This is a genomic window from Lactobacillus amylovorus DSM 20531 (assembly GCF_002706375.1).
GTDB classification, from domain to species: Bacteria; Bacillota; Bacilli; order Lactobacillales; family Lactobacillaceae; genus Lactobacillus; species Lactobacillus amylovorus.
Map to the genome: position 1 here is coordinate 2,061,786 of NZ_CP017706.1, position 22,053 is coordinate 2,083,838.

Annotated in this window: 22 protein-coding genes and 1 riboswitch; of the genes, 19 read left to right on the plus strand and 3 right to left on the minus strand. The window is 38.5% G+C overall.

What is annotated here, in order from left to right; all coding sequences use genetic code 11:
- The first annotated feature begins 8 nt into the window (after positions 1 to 8).
- From der to LA20531_RS10575, 3 genes are all read left to right on the plus strand, one after another.
- Positions 9 to 1,316: a ribosome biogenesis GTPase Der gene (der, locus tag LA20531_RS10565; RefSeq protein WP_056939366.1), complete on the plus strand. Its 1,308-nt coding sequence runs from the start codon at positions 9 to 11 to the stop codon at positions 1,314 to 1,316.
- Between the two features lie 162 nt (positions 1,317 to 1,478).
- Positions 1,479 to 1,754 carry an HU family DNA-binding protein gene (locus LA20531_RS10570; RefSeq protein ID WP_003547110.1) on the plus strand — a complete coding sequence of 92 codons (276 nt, stop codon included), beginning with the start codon at positions 1,479 to 1,481 and terminating at the stop codon, positions 1,752 to 1,754.
- 88 nt (positions 1,755 to 1,842) lie between these two features.
- Positions 1,843 to 3,090 (plus strand): tetratricopeptide repeat protein, encoded by a 1,248-nt coding sequence (locus LA20531_RS10575; protein WP_056939367.1) that lies wholly within the window; start codon positions 1,843 to 1,845, stop codon positions 3,088 to 3,090.
- A gap of 31 nt (positions 3,091 to 3,121) precedes the next feature.
- Here the strand turns inward: LA20531_RS10575 and LA20531_RS10580 are convergent, their stop codons facing one another.
- Positions 3,122 to 4,009, minus strand: coding sequence for a YitT family protein (locus LA20531_RS10580; protein ID WP_056939368.1), 888 nt, complete (start codon positions 4,007 to 4,009; stop codon positions 3,122 to 3,124).
- 79 nt (positions 4,010 to 4,088) lie between these two features.
- On the opposite strand from LA20531_RS10580, the gene LA20531_RS10585 reads away from it, so the two are divergent.
- The gene (locus LA20531_RS10585) at positions 4,089 to 5,288 is read left to right on the plus strand and encodes a CCA tRNA nucleotidyltransferase (protein WP_056939369.1); all 1,200 of its coding nucleotides are present in this window, start codon (positions 4,089 to 4,091) and stop codon (positions 5,286 to 5,288) included.
- Between the two features lie 44 nt (positions 5,289 to 5,332).
- On the opposite strand, the gene trhA is transcribed toward LA20531_RS10585, so the two are convergent.
- Complete coding sequence (gene trhA, locus LA20531_RS10590; protein WP_056939370.1) at positions 5,333 to 5,998, minus strand: PAQR family membrane homeostasis protein TrhA; 666 nt, start codon at positions 5,996 to 5,998, stop codon at positions 5,333 to 5,335.
- Positions 5,999 to 6,115: 117 nt separating this feature from the next.
- Between trhA and LA20531_RS10595 the strand changes: the two genes are divergently transcribed.
- From LA20531_RS10595 to LA20531_RS10660, 15 genes are all read left to right on the plus strand, one after another.
- Positions 6,116 to 6,967, plus strand: a complete 852-nt coding sequence (locus LA20531_RS10595; RefSeq protein WP_056939371.1) for a DegV family protein — start codon at positions 6,116 to 6,118, stop codon at positions 6,965 to 6,967.
- A gap of 3 nt (positions 6,968 to 6,970) precedes the next feature.
- The gene (locus LA20531_RS10600; protein ID WP_013437782.1) at positions 6,971 to 7,201 is read left to right on the plus strand and encodes a YozE family protein; all 231 of its coding nucleotides are present in this window, start codon (positions 6,971 to 6,973) and stop codon (positions 7,199 to 7,201) included.
- A gap of 51 nt (positions 7,202 to 7,252) precedes the next feature.
- A complete protein-coding gene (locus LA20531_RS10605; RefSeq protein WP_056939372.1) occupies positions 7,253 to 8,851 on the plus strand; it encodes a cation:proton antiporter in 1,599 nt (532 codons plus the stop codon).
- A 24-nt stretch (positions 8,852 to 8,875) separates the two neighbouring features.
- On the plus strand, positions 8,876 to 9,715 hold the full coding sequence (gene ylqF / locus LA20531_RS10610; RefSeq protein ID WP_056939373.1) for a ribosome biogenesis GTPase YlqF: 840 nt from the start codon (positions 8,876 to 8,878) through the stop codon (positions 9,713 to 9,715).
- Positions 9,712 to 10,470: a ribonuclease HII gene (locus LA20531_RS10615; RefSeq protein ID WP_056939374.1), complete on the plus strand. Its 759-nt coding sequence runs from the start codon at positions 9,712 to 9,714 to the stop codon at positions 10,468 to 10,470. Before ylqF ends, LA20531_RS10615 begins: the two co-directional genes overlap by 4 nt.
- A gap of 52 nt (positions 10,471 to 10,522) precedes the next feature.
- Positions 10,523 to 11,371, plus strand: a complete 849-nt coding sequence (dprA, locus tag LA20531_RS10620) for a DNA-processing protein DprA (protein WP_056939375.1) — start codon at positions 10,523 to 10,525, stop codon at positions 11,369 to 11,371.
- Positions 11,372 to 11,440: 69 nt separating this feature from the next.
- On the plus strand, positions 11,441 to 13,558 hold the full coding sequence (gene topA / locus LA20531_RS10625) for a type I DNA topoisomerase (protein WP_056939376.1): 2,118 nt from the start codon (positions 11,441 to 11,443) through the stop codon (positions 13,556 to 13,558).
- A gap of 31 nt (positions 13,559 to 13,589) precedes the next feature.
- A complete protein-coding gene (gene trmFO / locus LA20531_RS10630; protein ID WP_056939377.1) occupies positions 13,590 to 14,906 on the plus strand; it encodes a methylenetetrahydrofolate--tRNA-(uracil(54)-C(5))-methyltransferase (FADH(2)-oxidizing) TrmFO in 1,317 nt (438 codons plus the stop codon).
- Positions 14,906 to 15,814 carry a site-specific tyrosine recombinase/integron integrase gene (xerA, locus tag LA20531_RS10635; RefSeq protein ID WP_056939378.1) on the plus strand — a complete coding sequence of 303 codons (909 nt, stop codon included), beginning with the start codon at positions 14,906 to 14,908 and terminating at the stop codon, positions 15,812 to 15,814. Before trmFO ends, xerA begins: the two co-directional genes overlap by 1 nt.
- 9 nt (positions 15,815 to 15,823) lie before the next feature.
- Positions 15,824 to 16,348, plus strand: a complete 525-nt coding sequence (gene hslV, locus LA20531_RS10640; protein ID WP_056939379.1) for an HslVU peptidase proteolytic subunit — start codon at positions 15,824 to 15,826, stop codon at positions 16,346 to 16,348.
- An 11-nt stretch (positions 16,349 to 16,359) separates the two neighbouring features.
- The gene (gene hslU, locus LA20531_RS10645) at positions 16,360 to 17,757 is read left to right on the plus strand and encodes an ATP-dependent protease ATPase subunit HslU (protein ID WP_056939380.1); all 1,398 of its coding nucleotides are present in this window, start codon (positions 16,360 to 16,362) and stop codon (positions 17,755 to 17,757) included.
- 139 nt (positions 17,758 to 17,896) lie between these two features.
- The gene (locus LA20531_RS10650; RefSeq protein WP_056939381.1) at positions 17,897 to 18,793 is read left to right on the plus strand and encodes an aldose 1-epimerase family protein; all 897 of its coding nucleotides are present in this window, start codon (positions 17,897 to 17,899) and stop codon (positions 18,791 to 18,793) included.
- Between the two features lie 96 nt (positions 18,794 to 18,889).
- Positions 18,890 to 19,198: a hypothetical protein gene (locus LA20531_RS11710; protein WP_236704124.1), complete on the plus strand. Its 309-nt coding sequence runs from the start codon at positions 18,890 to 18,892 to the stop codon at positions 19,196 to 19,198.
- The gene (locus LA20531_RS10655; protein ID WP_236943756.1) at positions 19,182 to 20,162 is read left to right on the plus strand and encodes a PTS transporter subunit EIIC; all 981 of its coding nucleotides are present in this window, start codon (positions 19,182 to 19,184) and stop codon (positions 20,160 to 20,162) included. The genes LA20531_RS11710 and LA20531_RS10655 overlap by 17 nt, the downstream gene beginning before the upstream one ends.
- Positions 20,159 to 21,016: an alpha/beta hydrolase gene (locus LA20531_RS10660; protein ID WP_056939382.1), complete on the plus strand. Its 858-nt coding sequence runs from the start codon at positions 20,159 to 20,161 to the stop codon at positions 21,014 to 21,016. Before LA20531_RS10655 ends, LA20531_RS10660 begins: the two co-directional genes overlap by 4 nt.
- A 42-nt stretch (positions 21,017 to 21,058) precedes the next feature.
- Here LA20531_RS10660 and LA20531_RS10665 read toward each other — a convergent pair whose 3' ends face one another.
- A complete protein-coding gene (locus LA20531_RS10665) occupies positions 21,059 to 21,868 on the minus strand; it encodes a site-specific integrase (protein WP_056939383.1) in 810 nt (269 codons plus the stop codon).
- Positions 21,869 to 21,970: 102 nt separating this feature from the next.
- Positions 21,971 to 22,029: riboswitch (Fluoride riboswitch) on the plus strand.
- The last annotated feature ends 24 nt before the right edge of the window (positions 22,030 to 22,053 follow it).

The following is a 22,053-nucleotide window of genomic DNA, read 5'->3' on the forward strand; positions in this document are numbered from 1 at the left end:
GGGTGAAAATGGCTTTACCAGTTGTAGCGATTGTGGGCCGACCAAACGTCGGTAAATCAACGCTCTTTAACAGAATTATTAATCAGCGCTTAGCAATTGTTGAAGATAAGCCTGGTGTAACTCGCGATAGAAACTACGCTCAAGCCGAATGGATGGGCCATAAATTCGATCTAATCGATACTGGGGGTATTACCTGGGAAGGCGGTAAAATCGAAGAGGAGATCCGTGCACAAGCTGAAATTGCTATTGAAGAAGCAGACGTTATCGTTATGCTAACTAGTGTAGTAAATCATATGACGGATCTTGATGAACGTGTTGCTCACTTGCTTTACCGTACCAAAAAGCCAGTTATCTTGGCTGTAAACAAGGCTGATAACCCTGAACAAAGAAATGATATCTATGATTTCTATAGTTTAGGTTTAGGCGATCCAATTCCTGTATCAAGTAGTCATGGTACCGGTATTGGTGACTTGCTTGATGCCATTGTTGATAAATTCCCTGAAGATAAGGATACCCAAGCTGAGGATGTTATTTCATTCAGCGTAATTGGTCGACCAAACGTTGGTAAATCTTCTATTGTTAACAAGTTGCTCGGTGAAGATCGAGTTATTGTTGCTAACGAAGAAGGTACGACTAGAGACGCGGTTGATACGCCTTTTACTAAAGATGGGGTAAAATTCAAGGTAGTCGACACCGCCGGAATCAGAAGACGCGGCAAGGTCTACGAAAAGACCGAGAAGTATTCTGTCTTGCGTGCTATGAGCGCTATTGAACGCTCAGACGTGGTTTTGCTGGTTCTTGATGCAAGTACAGGCATTAGAGAACAAGACAAGCACGTGGCCGGATATGCGCATGAAGCAGGCCGTGGAATTATCATTGTGGTTAACAAATGGGATCTGCCTAAGAAGAACAGTACCAGTGCTAAAGAATTTGAACGTGAAATCAGAGAAGAATTCCAATACTTGGATTACGCTCCAATTTTGTTTGTTTCTGCTAAGACTGGTCGACGTCTCGATCAAATTCCATCAATGGTCAAAGAAGTTTATGACAACCAAAACCAACGTATTCAATCAAGTGTCTTAAACGACTTATTGCTGGAAGCCAGCAAGCTTGTTCCTACGCCTATGGTTAAAGGAAAGAGACTTCGCGTTTACTACATGACCCAAGTAAGCACTAATCCGCCAACTTTTGTGGTCTTTGTAAATGATCCGGAATTGATGCACTTTTCATATGAAAGATTCCTTATAAATCAATTGCGTCAAAACTTTGATTTTACAGGAACACCGATAAAAATCATTCCTAGAAAGAGAAAGTAATAAAAAAGTTGCCAAATTTGCTAAAAAACCTTGTTGTAATAAGGGTTTTGTGATATTTTGGTTTCTAGGAAACAATGATTAGTCGTGATCATTATTCCTTGTTTTTTAAAAACAAAGAACAAACTTTGGACTTCGGGTTCAAATTCAGGAGGTGAATTATTTATGGCAAATAAAGCTGAATTAGTTTCTGAAGTTGCTTCAAAGACTAAATTGACTAAGAAGGAAGTTGCTGCTGCTGTTGATGCTATCTTTGGCTCAATCCAAGACAACCTTGCTAAGGGTGAAAAGGTACAATTGATCGGTTTTGGTACTTTTGAAGTACGCCACCGTGCAGCACGTAAGGGTCGTAACCCACAAACTGGTGATGAAATCGAAATCCCAGCAAGTGAAGTACCTGCATTCAAGCCAGGTAAGGCTCTTAAGGAAGCTGTTAAGTAGTCAATTACTTAAACATCTAATAAAAGACGTTGGGTTTTGTTCCGGCGTCTTTTTTTAGTACAATAATAGTCTGATTGGAGGCAAAACAATGAGTTATTCTGAACAATTGCTTGATTCGATTCAAAATCATGATTTTTCACAGAGCAAGCACCTTTTAAAAGAAGCACTAAATAATGATGATCCTGAAATTTTAGCATCACTAGCTGAAAACCTGACGGGTTTAGGGTTTACTGATTTAGCTAAAGAAGTATATCGTGCCTTAATTGTCAAATTTCCTAAAGAAGATTTGTTTAAAGTATATCTAGCAGAAATTTTACTTAATGATGGCGATGAAGACGATGGCTTGTCGCTGCTTTATAGCGTCTCTCAATACTCTTCTGCTTATCTGGATAGTCTGCTTGTTCAAGCTGATTATTACCAAACAAGCGGCTTAATTGAGACAGCAAAGGATAAATTATTGCAAGCACTGAAAATTGCACCTGAAGAAGATGCGGTTAAATTTGGTTTAGCAGAATTAGACTATTTAAGCGGTGACTACGAACAAGCTTTAGCCTTGTATAAAGATTTAGTTCAACGACAAGAAACATTTGGCGAAGTTAACTTAAATCAGCGTCTTTTTGCCACAAATGCTAAAATGGGCAACTATGAGCAAGCTGCTGAAATTATTAGAAAACGTAGCGACAGTATTTTCGATATTGATAGCAAATACGAAGCTGGGCTGGTAATGTTATCGGTTGGCGATGACGACAAGGCAATTAAGTTCTTAGATGAAGTAATTGAACAGAGTCCAGATTATGTCAATGCATATCCATTATTAGCGCAAGCTTATGAACATAAGCACGACAACGAACAAGTTTTGCGGACCGCACAAGCCGGTTTAGCTTATAACGAACTAGATGAAACTTTGTATTCATTAGGAGCCAGAGCCGCTGCTAATTTGAATGAAATGGATACTGCCAGAGATTTGCTTGAAAAGGGTCTAAAAATTGCTCCAGACAACAGTGATTTGCGTATGCAGCTATCTAACTTGTATCTTCATATGCATCAAGATAGCGGCAACATCGCTTTGTTCAAAGATTTGGATAATGAGAATATTGAACCTCAAGCTCACTGGAATATGGCCTTGTCTTATGAACGACTCGACAATAGTGAAAAAGCTCAAAGCGAATTCTTATTAGCTTACCCTGACTTTAAAGAAAATCCTGATTTCCTGCGTCAAATGATTATGTTCTTCAATGCTCAAAATAATAGCGATATTACTAAGCAACTGCTTGAACGCTACTTGAAGCTTGTCCCTGAGGACGATGAAATGCAGGACTTATATAATAATTTGTAAAAAAATAAACCGACTTTTCAGTCGGTTCTTTTTATTTTCTGATGAAGAAGTTGTGGCGTTTTTGCTTATAAGTAAATCCTTCACCCACAGCTTCGTGCACTTCAAGAATTGAAACGAAGGCATTAGGATCTTCCTGCTTGATTAATTGTTTAATAGCAGGAATTTCACGTGGTGCAACTACGACGTAGATTACTCTTTTTTCATCTTGTTTGTAGCCACCCAATGCTTGGAAATAGGTAAAGCCGCGTTCCAGCTTGAGGTCAATCATTTGGCCAATCTGTTCATATTTATCTGAGATAATCAAAAGACCACGAGCACTGTAGGCGCCTTGTTGAATTGTGTCCATCGCGCGGGATAAAATAAATGACGCAAGCAGCGTGTACATCATGTGCTTGATATCCAAGTATGATAGAGAAGCAAACAAAACTACGGCGTCGCAGAACAGCAGCATTTTACCAGAAGAAATACCAAATTTAATCTGACAAATTCTGGCAATAATATCAGTTCCTCCAGAAGTTCCATTATATCTAAAGACCAGTCCTAATCCGATCCCGGAAAGCACACCAGCAGAAATTGCTGAGAGGAAGAGGTCGTGTTCTAAATCTAATTGTTTTATAATAGGAACTGAGCGCCAAAACCAAAGGAAAAAGGAAAGAGACACCGTTCCCCAAATTGTATACGCTAAAAGGCGTTTACCCATGAAACGGTAACCTAATAAAATAAGAGGAATGTTTAGTATCAGGGTCGACAAACCCATGTTGATGCCCCAGAAGTGGCGTAATATCAACGATATACCACTTAAACCTCCGTCTGCTAGTTTATTGGGTACGGAAATCATATCTAGGCTGATGCCGTAGATGGCGCATCCAAGTGCAATCATCAAAAGATCAATGAATGTTGCTTTGTTGATTCTTTTCATCTTGCCTTACCTCCTTTAAATCTTTTCCTTCATTCTAACAGACAAAAAATTAAAAAGAATAAGAATTGAGATTTTATTAATGATTAGAATAAATAATTTACCAGAAATATTCGTTAAAGCAATGCCGGTCCTGCGAACGCTTGAAGATGCAGGCTTTGAGGCTTATTTTGTCGGCGGCTCCGTCAGAGACGTTTTACTGCATAGACATGTCCACGATGTCGATATTACTACCAGTGCTTATCCAGAAGAGGTTAAGGAACTTTTTGATAAATCAATTGATACTGGTATTAAACATGGCACCGTAACTGTCTTATATGGCGGTGAAAGTTATGAAATCACCACTTTTAGAACAGAATCCGGTTATCAGGATTTTAGAAGACCGGATCACGTAACTTTTGTTCAAAACCTTGATGAAGATTTAAAGAGAAGAGATTTTACGATTAACGCCCTAGCAATGGACATGCACGGTGATATCGTTGATTTATTCAATGGTATTGAAGATTTAAAGAATCATATCATTCGTGCCGTTGGCAATCCTGAAAAGAGATTCCATGAAGATGCCTTAAGAATGATGCGTGCCGTCAGATTCATGAGTCAATTGGAATTTAAGCTAGAAGAAAAAACTGAACAGGCTATCAAAGACAATCATGAGCTGTTAAAGAAGATTTCAGTTGAACGTATCCGCGAAGAATTTGTCAAAATGGGCTTAGGACCATTTTCAAGACAGGCATTTCAAATATTCCTAGATACGCAATTAAGTGAAGACGTGCCCGATTTTGCTGGTAAAAAGGACTTATTGCAAGTCTACCCACAATTAAAATTCAGTCCAACCATGGAAACTAGCCTGTGGGCAGTAATTATTATCTTGCTTAAAGTGCCTAATGAAAACATTGGCAAATTTATGCGCGATTGGAAGAACTCCAATGCCATGACTGAAAAAGTTGAACAAATTATTAAAATGTTTGATTTGATTGCAGATCATGTGCCAACTGATTACGAATTGTTTGAAGCTGGGGAAGATATAATTATCAATACCATTGATGTGGCTGACATTTTGGGTCAACCTGTTTCTTCTGAAGCTTTGGTGGATCGTTATTTGGCTTTGCCGATTAAAACTCCAAGTGAATTGGCAGTAGATGGCCGTTTCTTAATTAAGCGAGGGATGCGTCCAGGTGCTCAATTAGGCCGTACCCTTAACCAAATTCGAAAAAAAGTTGTCGCTTGTGAAATAGAAAATAGTGAAGAAGCTATCGAACAGTATTTGGATGATTTAGATTAAAAAAGTGAATAATAAAAATGCGGTAGAATTTTCTACCGCATTTTTTAAACGTAAAATAAAACTGAAAAGTACATCAAAATTGAACCCAGCATGACGAATAAGTGCCATATTGTATGAATAAATGGGACGTTGCGCATGCTGAACAAAATTGCACCGACTGTGTAGGCAATCCCGCCGCCAACTAACAGCCAAAATCCTGTTGGACTTAGACGGTTGTACAAATATGGTCCTGATAGAATTACCAGCCAGCCCATCGCTACATATAAAACCGTGTCCAAGATAACATGCTTGCCGCGGTTAAAGATGTAGTAGATAATACCGAAAACAGTCAGTCCCCAAATCAGGCCGAATAAGGTCCAGCCCCAGGTACCACCGATTGCAACAAGAGAATATGGGGTGTAGGAACCAGCGATGAGCAAAAAGATCGAAGAATGATCAAAAATTTGGAAAACATGTTTTGCCCGGGTAAAGATTAAGCTGTGATATAGTGTTGAAAAAAGGTAAAGCAGAACCAGACATGAACCGTAAATAGTAAAAGTTACGATTCTCATAGGGCTACCGGTATGAGCCGCCTTAACAATTAAGATGACCAAACCAGCCACTGATAAGCCAAAGCCAATTCCATGAGTGATGGCACTGAAAATATTGTCTAAAAGATAATATCTGTCTGACCTGTGTTCAGGCTCTTGCCAGAGTTTGCTAATTTTCATTTTGCAACAATCCAATCAATCCTTTATTAATTAGTAAATTTTTTGATACAATACATTATATATTGCTCATATTTTATCATAAAACGGGTAAATAAATTAGAATTGAAGGCGAATACGTTGTCAAAGATCAAGGTTATGACGGATTCATCCGTCCAACTAACAAAAGAAGAAATTGAAAAATATGATATTACTGTAGTTCCGTTAACGATCACTATTGATGGCAAGTCGTATGTCGATGGAGTTGATATCACTAGAAGCGATTTTGTCAAAAAGATGAACGAAGCAGAAAACCTTCCAAAAACTAGTCAGCCACCAATTGGCCGTTTTGTTGAAACGATTAAGAATTTGACAGCAGATGGCAGCCAAGTAATTGGCATCTTTTTAGCTAAATCATTAAGTGGAACAATTGACGCAGCTCGTCAGGCTGTAGAGATTGCTGAACAATCTGACAATGTTACGATCATCGATTCAGAATTAACTGATAGAGCAGAAGGCTTCCAAGTTTTGGCCGCTGCTAAAGATGCTCAAGCTGGCAAGACAATGGATGAAATTGTCGCTCATGTTGAAAAAATTATAGATAACCAAAAATTGGAAATGATGGTTGTCAATTTACAAAACTTAATTAAGGGCGGCCGTCTTGGTGCACTTTCTGGTAGAATTGCAACAATGTTAAACATTCGTATCGCATTGCAAATGCCTAAGGGTGAATTGAACGTCTTTAAAAAAGGCCGTGGCAAGAAGTTTAGTCGCGCCTTTGATAAACGAGTTTTGGATGAAATTGCTGAAAATAAGGATCGAATCAAAGAAGTTGGTATTTCTTACGTTGATACGCCTGAACCAATGCATGAATTAGCAGCTAAGATTAAAGAAATTAATCCTGAGATTAATGTTTTGGTTGCCGAAACCAGTCCAATTATTGCTACTCATGCTGGTAATGGTGCTTACGCAATTTTATATTATTTGGAGTAATGTATGGCTTATCGAGAAAGTTTTTATCGTTATTTGATGACGCAAAGGGATGCTGATTCAACAGATGAGGTAGCTCAATTTGCTAATAATGCACAACATGATTTGACTTTTCCAAAGCAAGAACAAAATTATGAGAAATTGTCAGATTATTTAGAACTTAATGCTAGTTATTTACCAAGCATGTCAATTTTTGATCGTGCATACAGAATGTACGAAGACAAAATGATGTATTAAGCCCAAGCCTCAAACCCGCCTGGGCTTTTTTATTAAATTAGAAATAAAACAATAAATGTAATAGTTTTTATCGGCTTTATCATGTTTGCTGTTGCTGTCGCAAACATGATTCAACAGCGCTTGTTTAGAAAAATCTCTGTCAATTATATTGCGATGCTCATCGGGATGGCTATTGCTTTAATTCCGCAAACCAATCAAATGATTGAAGGGTTTAGTTCGGAAATATTTATGGGCGTGATTGTTGCTCCGCTTTTATTTTTCGAGGGACAGCGGACGCGGTTATATAATGTAGTGCGCAGCTGGCGAGCCATCTTAGGCTTAACCGTGGTCATGATCATTTTGGCTACGATAACCGCCGCCTTTGGCATCTATTTAAGTATTGGTGTCTCGCTGCCTTTATCCTTTATTTTGGCGGCGATTTCTACGCCAACCGATGCGACTGCAACCGAATCAGTGGTTCATGGACTTAAATTGCCCAAGAAAATAGAATTTTACTTAAAAGATGAATCTTTATTCAATGACGCTTCCGGTATTATTTTACTTAATATGGCGGTTGATTGGTACATCCATAAGCAATTGCGCATAGGCGAAGCAATCGGCAACTTTATTTATTCTGCTGGTGGCGGGATCGTTCTTGGTGTTTTGATCGCCGTTTTCGTAATCTTCTTGCGACAATCAAGTTTAAGATCTAAACATCATTTGGCCAGTAGCGCCATAATGCCAATTGAGGTGCTGTATTTCTTAACACCATTGGTCATTTACTTTTTAGCAGAAAAAATCGATGTTTCAGGCATTATCGCAGTCGTAGCAGCTGGTTTGGTACATAATGTAGAATCTGAGCGCAGTCGTTTGACGAATGCGGTAGTTTTCTATGATAGTTATGCCTTTTTAGAAGTAATCATCAATATTCTGAATGGAATTGTTTTCCTATTACTTGGTATAATTATTATTCGCTCAATGCGTGAAGATGTTTTCAATCAACAAACTATCGATGCGATTATTATCGGTGTAATTCTTTATTTGGCTAATTTGGCAATTAGATTCTTATATTGTCGTTTTTCTCTTACGCTAAGAGGAAAGATTAGCTCTAAAGACGCGTGGATCTTTAGCTTAGGTGGAATTCACGGTGCAGTAACCTTCGCCTTGGCTTATACTTTGAGCGAATTAAATGTCAATTTGGCTGACTTCCATTTGATTTTGATTAGTGAAATTACTCTGATTCTTTTGAGTATGATCGTGCCAACCATTGCCTTTAGATTTATGCTGGAAAAAGATAAGCCAGATTATTCTCAAAGAGCAGAAGTTGACCGAGTTCGAGTAGAAATGGTGCAATATGCATTAAAGCAAATCGATAAGATTTATTTGCCGGTTAAAATTCGTAAACAGTTGGAATTTGACTTAAGAGCGCAAATGAATCAAACTTCGGTCGAAGATTTTATTAAAGAAATTAGGCATACGGCAAGCCAAAAAGAACTGCCAGATGATCAAAAGGAATTTAGGGCAATTGTTTACCGTTATGCTTTTAGACAAGAACGAAATTATTTAGGCAGAATAGCTCAGAGAGAACAAGAATATCGCCATGGTTTCTTGACTCTGTATAGAGAAATTTTGATGGCCGAAATTGTTTTCTTAACAGATGAAGAAAATTAATTATATTTAGAAAGAAGAGATATTATGGCAACAATTCAATGGTATCCAGGACACATGAACAAAGCCCGCAACCAATTAGAAGATAAAATGGGCCTCATCGATGTTTTAGTCGAAGTGCTAGATGCAAGAATTCCAGAAGCTTCGAGAAACCCAATGATTGAAGAATTGGTTGGCAATAAGCCACATATTATTATTTTGAATAAGGCTGATTTAGCTGATCCAGTTTTAACCAAGGAATGGGCAAAAAAATTAAGTGGTCCTGACAAATATGTGTTAGCTCTTGATTCTTTGCATAATACAAATATGCAAAAGCTAATTTCTCTAGTTAAAAAAGCAGCTTCAGAAAAGACCAAGAAACTAGAAGCACGCGGAGCTTCCAACCCAACTATCAGAATTGCTTTAGCCGGAATTCCTAACTGCGGCAAGTCTACTGTAATTAACCGTCTTGTAGGTCGCAACGTAGCAGAAGTCGGCAACAAGCCAGGTGTTACTAAAGGGCAAAGATGGCTAAAGACTAGTGCAAATATCCAAGTGTTAGATACACCAGGAATTTTATGGCCTAAGTTTTCAGATCAAGAAGTTGGCTACAAATTAGCCGCTTTTGGTGCGATTAAAGATAGTGTCTTCCATGCAGATGACGTAGCTTTATATGTTTTGAAAAACTTACGTGAATATTATGCTAAGGACCTAGTTAAGTTTTCTAAGCTAAATGAGGCCGATATTGCTAATATGGCAGATCCAGATCTTTTGCTGGCGATGACAGAAAAATATGGAATGCGTGATGATTACGATCGTTTCTCATTATTTATGCTGCGACGTTTACGTAAGGGTGCCATTGGAAGGATTACGCTTGATAGACCATGACCATTAAAGAGATAAAAGAGCTGTTGAAAACGGACGTCACTGAAGAACAAATCGCAGAATTAGAACGCGATCCGCGTAGTGGCGTACAAAAATTATTAGTTAGCTATCGTAAAAGACAAGCAAAGCTGCTAGAAAAAAAGCAAGCCTTTGAGCAGCGTTTTGCCTATGAAAAAGAATTCTGGACTAAAAAACAATTGGTAGCCGGCGTTGACGAAGTTGGACGTGGTCCTTTGGCTGGTCCTGTCGTAACTGCCGCTATGATTATCGATCATGATTTTGATCTAATCGATGTTAATGATTCAAAGAAATTAACGCCAGAAAGACGTTTAGTACTTTATCCTAAGATTCTTGAAGAAGCAGTAAGCGTAGGGATCGGTGTCAAAAGTCCGCAAGTTATTGATCAGATCAATATTTATGAAGCAGATAGACAGGCAATGGCTCAGGCTGTTCGAGCACTTGATGTAAAACCTGATGCTTTGCTGGTTGATGCCATGGATGTGCCGGTTGATTTGCCTCAAGTGAAGTTGATTAAAGGGGATGCTAAGTCCAACTCGATTGCTGCCGCCTCAATTGTAGCCAAGGTGTTTCGAGACAAATTGATGGATGATTATGATAAAATTTATCCTCAATACGGTTTTCCAAATAATGCCGGCTATGGAACCAAAGAGCACATTGCAGCCTTGAAGAAATACGGCCCTACTGCCATTCACCGTAAAACTTTTGCGCCAGTCAGTGACTTTTTTGAGAAAAATTAAATCTTTAAAAAGAAAATACCGATTTTTTGCGTAATAAACAGTGGAGGCTTTTATGAACAAGACAGAATTTTTATTGAAACTGAAACTGCAAAAAGGAATTGGTTACGTAAAACTGCTGACGGTCGCTAAGCAGATGAATAGTGAGAAAACGATTGAAGTAGAAGATCTCAAGGAAATGGAATTACCCGAGCAATTGATGGAGGCGTGTTTAAAGGCTTTTCGAGATAAAGATCTTGATCGCTTGGTAAAGCAGATTTATTGTCAGTGCGATGTGATTGGCTTTTTTGATGAAGAATATCCCGAAAAATTGCGGCAAATTTACCGTCCGCCCCTTGTTTTGTTTGCTCAAGGCGATACTTCACTTCTTTCAAAAGAGATTGTTACGATTGTAGGTTCACGTTATCCAACTAATTACAGCAGACAAGTAATGGAAAAACTGGTACCCAATTTAATTGAACAAAACATGGTCATTGCCAGTGGTCTGGCCAAAGGCGTTGATGCTTTAGCACATAACACGACTTTGAATAATCAGGGTCAAACGATTGCGGTGATTGGCAACGGTTTAAATTATTCCTATCCTAGACAAAATACCTGGCTGCAAAATCAAATTAAGCAAAAGGGTCTAGTAATTAGTGAATATTTGCCCGATACGCCGCCGCGTCCATATCGTTTTCCTGAGCGCAATAGAATTTTAGCTGGCTTAAGCAAAAGCGTAATTGTGACAGAGGCTAAAGAAAAATCGGGTTCATTAATTACAGCAAGCATTGCTTTGCAAGAAAACCGCGATATTTATGCGGTGCCGGGTGCGATAACCAGTGAGCTCTCCGCTGGTCCAAATCAATTGATTGAAGCAGGAGCAACTCCAATCGTAAATTTCAAATTTAAAAACGGAAAGATTTGACAATTCATAAAGTATTAATTAATCTGTGGACTGTAATTATAAAATAATATTTTAATAAGGAGGCATTTAATGCCTACTAAAGCAAAGAGTAAACCAAAAACTAAAAAACGTAAGAAAACTTTGGTAATTGTGGAGTCACCTGCAAAGGCCAAGACAATTGAAAAATATTTAGGCAGAAACTATCATGTAATCGCTTCAAAGGGTCACATTCGTGACTTGCCTAAATCTCAAATGGGGATCGATTTTGACGATAATTACAAGCCAAAATATATTTCTATTCGTGGTAAAGGTGACACTATTAAAGAATTAAAGAGTGAAGCTAAGAAGGCTAAAGAGGTATATTTGGCTTCCGACCCCGATCGTGAAGGGGAAGCCATTGCTTGGCACGTAGCTCATGCACTTAATTTGGATGAAAATGCCAAAAACAGAGTAACTTTTAACGAAGTTACCAAAGACGCTGTTAAAGAAAGTTTTAAACATCCTCGTACCATCGATATGAATACGGTTGATGCCCAACAAGCTCGTCGAGTTTTGGACAGAATCGTGGGTTATTCCCTTTCCCCAATTCTCTGGGCTAAAGTTAAAAAAGGCTTGAGTGCAGGTCGTGTACAATCTGTTGCTTTGAAGCTTGTTATCGACCGTGAAAAGGAAATCAAAGAATTCAAACCAAAAGAATATTGGTCAATTGATGCTGATTTCAAGAAGGGCAAAGATAGCTTTAAGTCAGCCTTTTATGGCGTTGACGGCAAGAAGAAGGAATTGCCTAATATCGATGCTGTTAAGGAAGTTTTAGCAAAGATCGATAAAAAGAAAGATTTCGAAGTTGCTAAAGTCATTTCTAGACAACGTCGTCGTCAACCAGCAGCTCCATTTACTACTTCTACTATGCAACAAGAGGCTAACAAGCGCTTGGGCTACAGAACTCGTAGAACAATGAGTATTGCACAGCAATTGTATGAAGGAATTAGTTTGGGTAAGCAAGGAACCGTTGGTTTGATTACCTATATGAGAACTGACTCTAAACGTACTTCACCTGTTGCTCAACAAGAAGCATCTAAGTTTTTGCATGAAAAATATGGTGCAGAATATGCGGCTAAGAGTCAAAGACACTTCAAGAATCAAGAAGATGCTCAAGATGCCCACGAAGCTATTCGTCCAACTAGCGTTTACAGAACACCAGAATCACTTAAGAGCGTGCTTACAACTGAGCAATATCGCCTGTATAAGTTGATTTGGTCAAGATTCGTTGCTAGCGAAATGAAGCCAGCTGTTTACGACACTGTAAGGGCAGATATCGTGCAAAATGGCGTCATGTTTAGAACTACTGGTTCTAAGATGAAATTTGCTGGTTTTACCCAAGTTTACGATAACCAACAAGAAAAGAACGTTGACTTGCCTGACTTAGAAGAAGGCGACAAGGTCCAAATGACTAAGTCCGACAACAAGCAACACTTTACTCAACCACCAGCACGTTATACCGAAGCAAGTTTGGTTCATGCTTTGGAAGAAAACGGTGTAGGTCGTCCATCAACTTATGCTCCAACCATTGATACCATTCAACGCCGTTACTATGTCAAGCTTGAAGGTCGTTCAATCGTTCCAACAGAATTAGGTGAAATTGTTGATACTTTGATTGAACAATTCTTTCCAGATATTGCTAACGTTGACTATACTGCTCACCTTGAAGACGAACTTGATGAAGTTGAAGATGGTAAAAAGCAATGGGTTAACGTTGTCGATGAATATTACCAACCTTTCAAGAAGGAATTGGATAAAGCCGATAGTGAAATCGAAAAGGTTCAAATTAAGGATGAACCAGCTGGCTTTAACTGTGATATTTGCGGTGCCCCAATGGTGATCAAGATGGGTCGTTATGGCAAGTTCTATGCTTGTTCACGCTTCCCAGATTGTCGTAACACTAAGCCAATCGTTAAGGAAATTGGCGTTGTTTGTCCAAAGTGTGGTAAGGGTCAAGTGGTTGAAAAGAAGTCGAGAAGAAACCGTAAATTCTATGGTTGTTCTCGTTACCCGGACTGTGATTTTGTTTCTTGGGATAAGCCAATTGGCAGAAACTGTCCAAATGATGGTCATTTCTTGGTTGAAAAGCGCTCAAAGAAGGGCCCAGTAATTCTTTGTCCAAACGGCGACTACCGTGAAGATCCCCAAGAAGATGAAACTGATAAGTAAAATTTAAAAATAAAGAAATAAAGGTGATTTGATGCCAAAAAATGTTACCGTAATTGGAGCGGGATTAGCCGGAAGTGAAGCTACTTGGCAATTAGCTAAGCGCGGAATCCATGTTGACCTCTATGAAATGCGTCCCAAGAAGGAAACGCCTGCACATGAAACTGGCGAATTCGCTGAGCTTGTATGTACAAACTCAATGCGTTCCAACCAATTGTCAAATGCAGTTGGTCTTTTAAAAGAAGAAATGCGTCAGATGGATTCATTGATCATGAAGGCTGCTGATAAGACTCAAGTTCCAGCAGGTGGCGCATTGGCTGTTGACCGTGACAGTTTTAGCAAGTATATTACCGACACGCTTCGCGGTCTTGATAATGTGACTGTTCATGAAGAAGAAATTACCGAAATTCCAGAAGATGGCATTACAGTTATCGCTACTGGTCCATTGACTAGCGATGCTTTAGCCGAAAAAATTCAAGAATTTTCTGGTACAGATAGTCTTCATTTCTTTGATGCTGCAGCTCCAATTGTGGCTGCGGACTCAATCGATATGGACATTGTTTACAAGAAGTCTCGTTATGACCGTGGTGAAGCTGCTTACCTGAACTGTCCAATGACTAAGGAACAATATGAAAAGTTCGCTCATGAATTGATTAATGCGGAAACTGCTCAACTTCACGGTTTTGAGAAAAATGACGTGTTTGAGGGATGCATGCCAATTGAAGTGATGGCTGCTCGTGGTGCCAAAACAATGTTGTTTGGTCCATTAAAGCCAGTAGGCTTGGAAGATCCTCATACTGGTGAAACTCCATATGCTGTAGTTCAATTGCGTCAAGATAATGCCGCTGCTTCAATGTACAACATTGTTGGTTTTCAAACTCACTTGAAGTTTGGCGAACAAAAGCGTGTCTTCTCAATGATTCCAGGTCTTGAAAATGCTCGTTTCGTTCGCTATGGCAAGATGCACAGAAACACCTACATGGCTTCTCCAGATGTTTTAACAGCTAGCTATGAAGCTCAAAATAGACCAGGATTGTTCTTTGCTGGTCAAATGACTGGTGTCGAAGGTTATGTAGAAAGTGCCGGTAGTGGTTTAGTTGCCGGTATTAATGCAGCAAGGGAAGCATTAGGCGAAGAGACTGTTGCTTTTCCAAAGGATACTGCATTAGGCTCAATGGCTAATTATATTACCACTACAAGTGCTAAGAATTTCCAACCAATGAATGCCAGCTTTGCTCTTTTGCCAGCTCTTGAAGGCAAGAAGATTCACAAAAAGCGTGAACGTCATGAAAAGATTAGTGAACGTGGCTTGGCTAGTTTAGATAAATTTAAGGCAGAAGTCCTAGACTAATGAAAAATGACATGGATGAACTAGATCAATTTATCTCTTACTTGCAATTTGAGCGGTACTATAGTAAAAAAACAATATCGTCTTATGCTACGGATCTGCATGAGGCAAAAAAGTTTTGGCAGGAAAACGGTGGCTTTGCAGGCTGGAAAAAGGTAACTGAACGCGATATTCAGATCTATATTCAGCACTTGGGCGACCGCAAGCTTGCCCGCAGCAGTCAAGCAAGACAAATGTCGAGTCTGCATTCGTTTTACCGTTTTTTGACTAGAAAACGGATCGTGAAAATAGATCCAACTCAGACAGTTGTCATCAGACGTGGCGAAAAAAAGCTGCCGCAATTTTTCTACCAACCAGAGATCAAGCAAGTATTTGATTCTTTGCAAGGAGACAAGCCGCTAACTGTGCGCAATCTGGCCTTGTTTGAACTGTTTTATGCAACGGGGATGCGGGTCAGCGAAGTTAGTGGCTTGACTTTGCCGCAGATTGATTTAGACTTGAAGACAATTTTAGTTCACGGGAAAGGCAACAAGGATCGTTATGTTGCTTTTGATGATCGAACTAAAAACTCCCTGCTTAATTATTTTAATAATGCTCGTCCGCGTTTACTAAAGGATAAAGATGAACAGCATGTTTTCTTGAGTAATCAAGGAAAAGCAATTAGTGATCGTGGAATTCAATATGTAATGCAAAAAACTTTTAATCAAGCAGGGATTAGTGGTAAAGTACATCCACATGAGTTGCGACACACGTTTGCAACGGCAATGCTAAATAACGGCGCTGATATGCGTAGCGTCCAAGAATTATTAGGACACAGCAGTTTATCTGCAACTCAGATTTATACGCATGTGACTACAGCTCATCTAAAATCAGATTATGAAAAATATTTTCCTCGTAATAAAGAAAGTTGAGGTTTAATAATGACAACAATTTGTTCAGTAAGATTTAACGGCAAGACTGCTATTGCAGGTGATGGTCAAGTTACCTTAGGTGAAAAGGTAATTGCTAAGGCAACTGCAAGAAAGATTCGCAGAATTTACCATGACCGTGTAGTTATCGGTTTTGCTGGTGGTGTTGCTGATGCTGTAAGCTTGCAAGAAATGCTTGAAGGCAAGCTTGAAAGCTACAGCGGTGATTTACGTCGTGCTGCTGTTGAAATGGCACAAGATTGGCGTAAAGACCCAGCTTTGCAAAAATTGAATGCAATGCTAATTGCGTTTAACGATAAAGACCTTCTACTTATCTCAGGTAATGGTGAGGTGCTTGAACCAGATGAAAATGTAGTAGCAATTGGTTCAGGTGGTAACTTTGCTCAAGCTGCTGCTATTGCGATGACTCGTCATGCTAAAGACATGAAGGCTGATGAAATTGCTCATGAAGCAGTTAAAATCGCATCAGGTATTGATGTATTTACTGATGATAAAATTATTACTGACGAAATTTAGGAGAAAAAATAATGGCTATTAAGACTCCAAAAGAAATAGTTAGAATCTTAAATGAATATATTATTGGTCAAGATGAAGCAAAGAAGTCAGTAGCGATTGCACTTTACAACCGTTACCGTAGAATGCAACTTAACAAAGAGATGCAAAAGGAAATCACACCAAAGAACTTGCTCATGGCAGGTCCTACTGGTGTAGGTAAAACAGAAATTGCTCGTCGTTTAGCAGATATTGTTGATGCACCTTTTGTTAAGGTTGAAGCAACTAAATTTACTGAAGTTGGTTACGTTGGTCGTGACGTTGAATCAATGGTCCGCGATTTGGTCAGTGAAGCTGTTCGCATGGAAGAAAAGGAGCAATTTGAACGCGTAAAGCCACAAGCTACTAAAGAGGCAAATAAGCAATTGGTACGTCTTCTTGCACCTGGTGTTAAACGCGAAAATCGTGAAAGCCAAATGCAACAAATGCAAGACATGATGTCAATGCTGATGGGTGGCAACAACCAAAATAATAATGACGAAGAAGAAGTTACTGATGAAGTACGCAACCAAAGAATGGATGTTGCTGAAAAGTTGAACAAGGGACTTCTTGAAGATCGTGAAGTTACTATTGAAGTTGAACAAGCTCCTAAGGCAAACCCAATGAGCGACATGATGGGTCAAATGGGCATGGACATGGGTTCAATGCTTAATGACATTATGCCAAAGAAGAAAGTTAAGCGTACCTTGCCAGTAAGAGAAGCACGTGAAGTCTTAATTCAAGAAGAATCACGCAAGATGGTCGATTACGATACTATTTACCAAAGTGCGATAGAAAGAAGTCAAAACAACGGTATTATCTTTATTGACGAAATTGATAAGATTATTGCTGGTAACAAGCGTAATTCTGGTGAAGTTTCCCGTGAAGGTGTTCAAAGAGATATCTTGCCAATCGTTGAAGGTTCAACTGTAAACACTAAGTATGGTCCTGTTTCAACTGATCATATTCTCTTTATTGCCGCTGGTGCCTTTGCTGAAAGCAAGCCAAGTGATTTGATTCCTGAATTGCAAGGTCGTTTCCCAATCCGTGTTGAATTGAATGCTTTGACTAAGGATGATTTCGTAAAGATCTTGAAGGATCCACAAAACTCATTGCTTAAGCAATATGTTGCTTTAATGAAGGCCGATGGCATTAAGTTAGTCTTCACTCAAGAAGCAGTTGACAAGATTGCTGAAATTGCCTTCAGTGTAAACCAAGGTACTGATAACATCGGTGCAAGACGTCTTTCAACTATTCTTGAAAAGTTGCTTGAAGATGTTCTTTACGAAGGTCCTGACATGGAAATGGGTGAAATTACCATCACTGAAGCCTACGTTGAAGACAAGTTAGGCGATATCATTACTAATAAGGACTTAACTAAGTTTATCTTGTAGAAATTAAAAAGCAGTCTGTTGACTGCTTTTTTTCTTGGCTAAAATTTGCTCTAACTTATCGGGTCATTATGTTAGAATAGAGTAAAAGCGATTACATTCCGATTTTTGTTATTTGATTTGATAGGTAGGGATAAATAGTATGGATTATACAATTGAAAATAATATGATCAAAGTGGTTATCTCAGACCACGGTGCAGAAATTCAGAGCGTAAAAGGCGTTCATACTGGTGAAGAATATATGTGGCAAGCTGATCCTGAAATTTGGGGCAGACATGCACCTATTCTTTTCCCAATTGTTGGTCGTTTAAAGAACGATGAATACACATATAAAGGCAAGACTTATCACATGGGTCAACACGGTTTTGCTAGAAACTGTGACTTTGAAGTTGAAAATCATACTCAAGAAAGCATTACTTTCTTATTAAAGGACAACGAAGAAACACGCAAGATTTACCCATTCAAGTTTGAATTCAGAGTTAACTACAACTTGATGAATAACTTGCTTGAAGAAAACTTCGGTGTTGTTAACAAATCCGATGAAACAATGATCTTCGGTGTTGGTGGCCACCCAGGCTTCAATTTACCAACTAAGAACGGTGAAAAGAAGGAAGACTACTACTTCGACATGCACCCATCAGTAGCACGTGTTAGAATTCCTCTTAAGGATGCTAGCCTTGATTGGGAAAACCGTTCATTGGCTTCAACCGATAGTATGATTGGATTGAGCGACGACTTATTTAAGAACGATGCCTTAATTTATGAATTGCACGGACGTGATAATAAAGTTTCACTTAGAACTGACAAGAGCAAGTTCCACATTAATGTTTGGACTAGAAACGCTCCATTCGTTGGTATTTGGTCACAATATCCAAAGACTGCAAATTATGTCTGCATCGAACCATGGTGGGGTATCGCAGACCGTAATGATGCGGACGGCAAATTGGAAGATAAATATGGCATGAATCACTTGGAACCAGGCAAGGAATTCCAAGCAGGGTTCAGTATTACTTACCACTCAGATTCAGATCCTGAATAATATGAACTATAAGGCGTTTAAATTTTTAAACGTCTTTTTTCGTGTTCAATTTCACCTAAAAATGTATATTTGTAAGGAAAAGAAAAGGGTGGAAATATGAATGAGAATAAGATAGTTGATCTACTAGTCAAATACAAGCAGTTAACTTTTATTAAAATATTACAGCAAACGATGGTCTCGATCTTTCCGTTTGCCTTAATTGGAACATATTGCTGGGCCTTAGCTAATAGTTTTTTAACGACTAATAGTTTCTTTGGGCGTTTAACCAACATTATTAAGTGGTTTCCAGCACATAATTTTGCTAGTGCAATCGTTAGCGATGTAAGTTTAGCGACAACCGGCGTTTTAGCGCTCTATGCGGCTTTTATTAGTGCCGAGTTAACTATCTATGCGCCATTATGGTAAAAATTCGAATATCGTAGGCGTAGCGAGCGTTGCATCGTATATTTTGATGTTTATTCATACGATCCGTAATACGCAGCAGTATGAAATGAATTATTATAATGCCACATGGTTTATTTTCGGGATCATTGTTGGTTATTTTGTAGGTTGGGTATTTGCCAAATTTGGCCACGATATACCAGAGATTAAGGATAGAGACCTCGTTAAAACGATTATCGTTAATATCAAACCACTGCTGATTGTTTTAGCTTGTGCGCTAGTTATTCACTTGGGCTTTGCTACATACAGGCAATACCAGATGGACAGAATAGTTGCTCAAAGCGTGTCGACAGTAGCTAACCAACATAGTAGTTATGGTTTGTCGATTTTAATTTCATTGATCACTACTTTTACGATTTGGTTAGGATATGCTGGTACTTTAAACTTTAGCAGCAATATTTTTGGTAATGAATCAATTGCCAATTTGTCATATGCCCTATCGCATAAGACACCTTGGAACATTCCTTATCCATATACTTTGCAATCACTTTTCAATGGCTTTGGAGGAATTGGTGGTGTAGGAGCTACCTTGGCCTTAGTTATTGCTTTGATTTTGTTTAGTAATAAAAAACAAAAAAGAGCAATTGCAATGAGAAGTTCCGTACCAGTATTCTTTAATGTTAATTTCTCACTGGTAGTCGGTATTCCAACAATCTTGAATCCTATTTATGTCATTCCATTTGTTTTAAGTCCAATTGTTAATATGCTTTTGGGCAGTATCGCCATTTGGATTAAATTGTTCCCACCATTGGTTTATCCAGTTCCAGACGGTACGCCAGGAATTTTAGCACCATTGATGGGAACAGGAGGTAATGTCGTAGCTTTAATTTATACGATTTTCATTTTAATAGTAGATGTCTTAATCTATGTACCTTTTGTTAAGTTAGATAATCAAGTAGCTAATAAATACGAGGCAAGTTTAAAATGAGAAAATATAAAAGATGGCTTTACCCAATATTGATTTTAGTGGCAACTATTGTTTGTGCGATTCCGGCCGCAGTTTATGCTAATCAAAATGCTAATAAATTACAGATGCGGCGTGATTCACGCATGTCACCAGTAATTATGATTCCAGGGAGTTCTGCTTCAGTAAATCGTTTTGATACTTTGGTGCAAAAAATCAATCAAAGAGATCGTGAAAACCATAGTTTGCTTAAAGTCTATTTTAAAGAAAATGGCCAGATGATTTTTACTGGAAGAATTAGACGTAACGACAATGAACCATTTATTGTTGTCGGCTTCCAGAATAATCATGATGGCTATAGCAATATTAAGAAGCAAGCCCGCTGGTTTAATATGGCTTTTAATGAACTGAAGCGGCGCTATAATTTCAATAACTTCAAGGCAGTAGGGCACTCCAATGGTGGTTTGATTTATACTGCATTTTTGGAAAATTACTTTAATACTACAAGTAATCGTTTGATCAGAATCAAGGTTTTGATGACAATCGGTTCACCATATAACTTTGCGGAAACGTCAAACCGTCCTACGCAAATGCTCAAAGACTTTATTAAAAACAGAAAGAAACTGCCTAGTTATTTGACGATGTATTCAGTCGCTGGGACGAAGAATTACGTGGCTGATGGGATTGTTCCTGTTTCTAGTGTAGAAGCCGGAAAATACATCTATCAAGGTGCTGTGAAGCACTATACGCAGATTACGGTAACAGGACGCTTAGCCCAACACTCGGAACTTCCACAAAACAACCAAGTGCTGCAGTTGATTGAAGAATATGTTTTGAATAATAATCATCGAGGCAGAGGTCCAGCACCAAGGAATTAGATAAAACAAAAGACGATTGTTCAACTAGAACAGTCGCCTTTTTTAGTCTAATTTAAAATCTTCGGTTTCAACATAAAGAGTCATATTCTTACGATAATAGGTAAGTGATTTAAGGGTGATGCGTAAAGTCTTCAATATCTGGTTATCAGACAGCTGGTGATCAGAAAGAATCGAATAAACGAAGCTCATACGCAATTTATGCGTTGTTAGCTGCATCCCAATTATTTGTCTGTCAGGTGCAATTCTCTGATTGATATTGAAGTCTGAGGCGTAGGGCTCACCATTTTTACGAGCAAAAATATAAGGATCAGCACTTTTGGAATAATCAGTATGATCTTTGATATATTGCTTAACTTCATCATTATCTACGTGCTTAAGCAAATCATTGGTTTTTAAAACAACGATTTCTTTTGGTTTGAATCCAGCCGCAATGGCCGCCATCATTCTTACGGTTTCGGGATGAATATCCTTAATTTTGATTAAATCAGGCAAATAGGGCATCCAATTGATAATATATTTTTGCTTGCGATCAAATTTATTGCCACGCAGACTTAAGAGCGGATAGGTGATGATATAGTCGTATTCACTTAAGAAAACAAAGTACATCTTAATGTGACTCAGGTATTTGTTAACTGTGTTGCTTTTGAAATGCAGTTTAGTTTCAAGAGAAGCCAAAAAATTGCGGATGTCACCAGCTCTAACATCGTTGACATTTGCATCTGAATCAACGTTAGCCGCATAGTAATTCCAAAAAGTCGTAACGGATTTATCTGCTAGAGAAATGGTTGAATCGGCTAGTTTTTTCTTTTGCTTACAATACGTGCGGAATTCTTTTTCATAAGGAAAATTCATTGTGCTCACCCTTTCTTTTGGATTAATTATATCATTTTCAAGTATATTGTTACTAAATTTGCACTTGAATGATTTTGGTGATTGTTGTATATTCAATATGTTAATTAAATAGGTGATGACGTTCACCATTAACCGAGAAATCTAATGACGTCTACTTTGTCCCATAGGGGTAGAGTAGGCGTTTT

Bases quoted from the DNA above. Each gene is read 5' to 3' on its own strand.
- LA20531_RS10615 (WP_056939374.1), top strand. From the start codon at position 9,712: ATGACCATTAAAGAGATAAAAGAGCTGTTGAAAACGGACGTCACTGAA.
- dprA (WP_056939375.1), top strand. From the start codon at position 10,523: ATGAACAAGACAGAATTTTTATTGAAACTGAAACTGCAAAAAGGAATT.
- trmFO (WP_056939377.1), top strand. From the start codon at position 13,590: ATGCCAAAAAATGTTACCGTAATTGGAGCGGGATTAGCCGGAAGTGAA.
- LA20531_RS10570 (WP_003547110.1), top strand. From the start codon at position 1,479: ATGGCAAATAAAGCTGAATTAGTTTCTGAAGTTGCTTCAAAGACTAAA.
- LA20531_RS10665 (WP_056939383.1), bottom strand. From the start codon at position 21,868: ATGAATTTTCCTTATGAAAAAGAATTCCGCACGTATTGTAAGCAAAAG.
- LA20531_RS11710 (WP_236704124.1), top strand. From the start codon at position 18,890: ATGAATGAGAATAAGATAGTTGATCTACTAGTCAAATACAAGCAGTTA.
- LA20531_RS10655 (WP_236943756.1), top strand. From the start codon at position 19,182: ATGCGCCATTATGGTAAAAATTCGAATATCGTAGGCGTAGCGAGCGTT.
- LA20531_RS10580 (WP_056939368.1), bottom strand. From the start codon at position 4,009: ATGAAAAGAATCAACAAAGCAACATTCATTGATCTTTTGATGATTGCA.
- LA20531_RS10650 (WP_056939381.1), top strand. From the start codon at position 17,897: ATGGATTATACAATTGAAAATAATATGATCAAAGTGGTTATCTCAGAC.
- LA20531_RS10575 (WP_056939367.1), top strand. From the start codon at position 1,843: ATGAGTTATTCTGAACAATTGCTTGATTCGATTCAAAATCATGATTTT.
- hslU (WP_056939380.1), top strand. From the start codon at position 16,360: ATGGCTATTAAGACTCCAAAAGAAATAGTTAGAATCTTAAATGAATAT.
- der (WP_056939366.1), top strand. From the start codon at position 9: ATGGCTTTACCAGTTGTAGCGATTGTGGGCCGACCAAACGTCGGTAAA.
- LA20531_RS10585 (WP_056939369.1), top strand. From the start codon at position 4,089: ATGATTAGAATAAATAATTTACCAGAAATATTCGTTAAAGCAATGCCG.
- xerA (WP_056939378.1), top strand. From the start codon at position 14,906: ATGAAAAATGACATGGATGAACTAGATCAATTTATCTCTTACTTGCAA.
- ylqF (WP_056939373.1), top strand. From the start codon at position 8,876: ATGGCAACAATTCAATGGTATCCAGGACACATGAACAAAGCCCGCAAC.
- trhA (WP_056939370.1), bottom strand. From the start codon at position 5,998: ATGAAAATTAGCAAACTCTGGCAAGAGCCTGAACACAGGTCAGACAGA.
- topA (WP_056939376.1), top strand. From the start codon at position 11,441: ATGCCTACTAAAGCAAAGAGTAAACCAAAAACTAAAAAACGTAAGAAA.
- LA20531_RS10660 (WP_056939382.1), top strand. From the start codon at position 20,159: ATGAGAAAATATAAAAGATGGCTTTACCCAATATTGATTTTAGTGGCA.
- LA20531_RS10600 (WP_013437782.1), top strand. From the start codon at position 6,971: ATGGCTTATCGAGAAAGTTTTTATCGTTATTTGATGACGCAAAGGGAT.
- hslV (WP_056939379.1), top strand. From the start codon at position 15,824: ATGACAACAATTTGTTCAGTAAGATTTAACGGCAAGACTGCTATTGCA.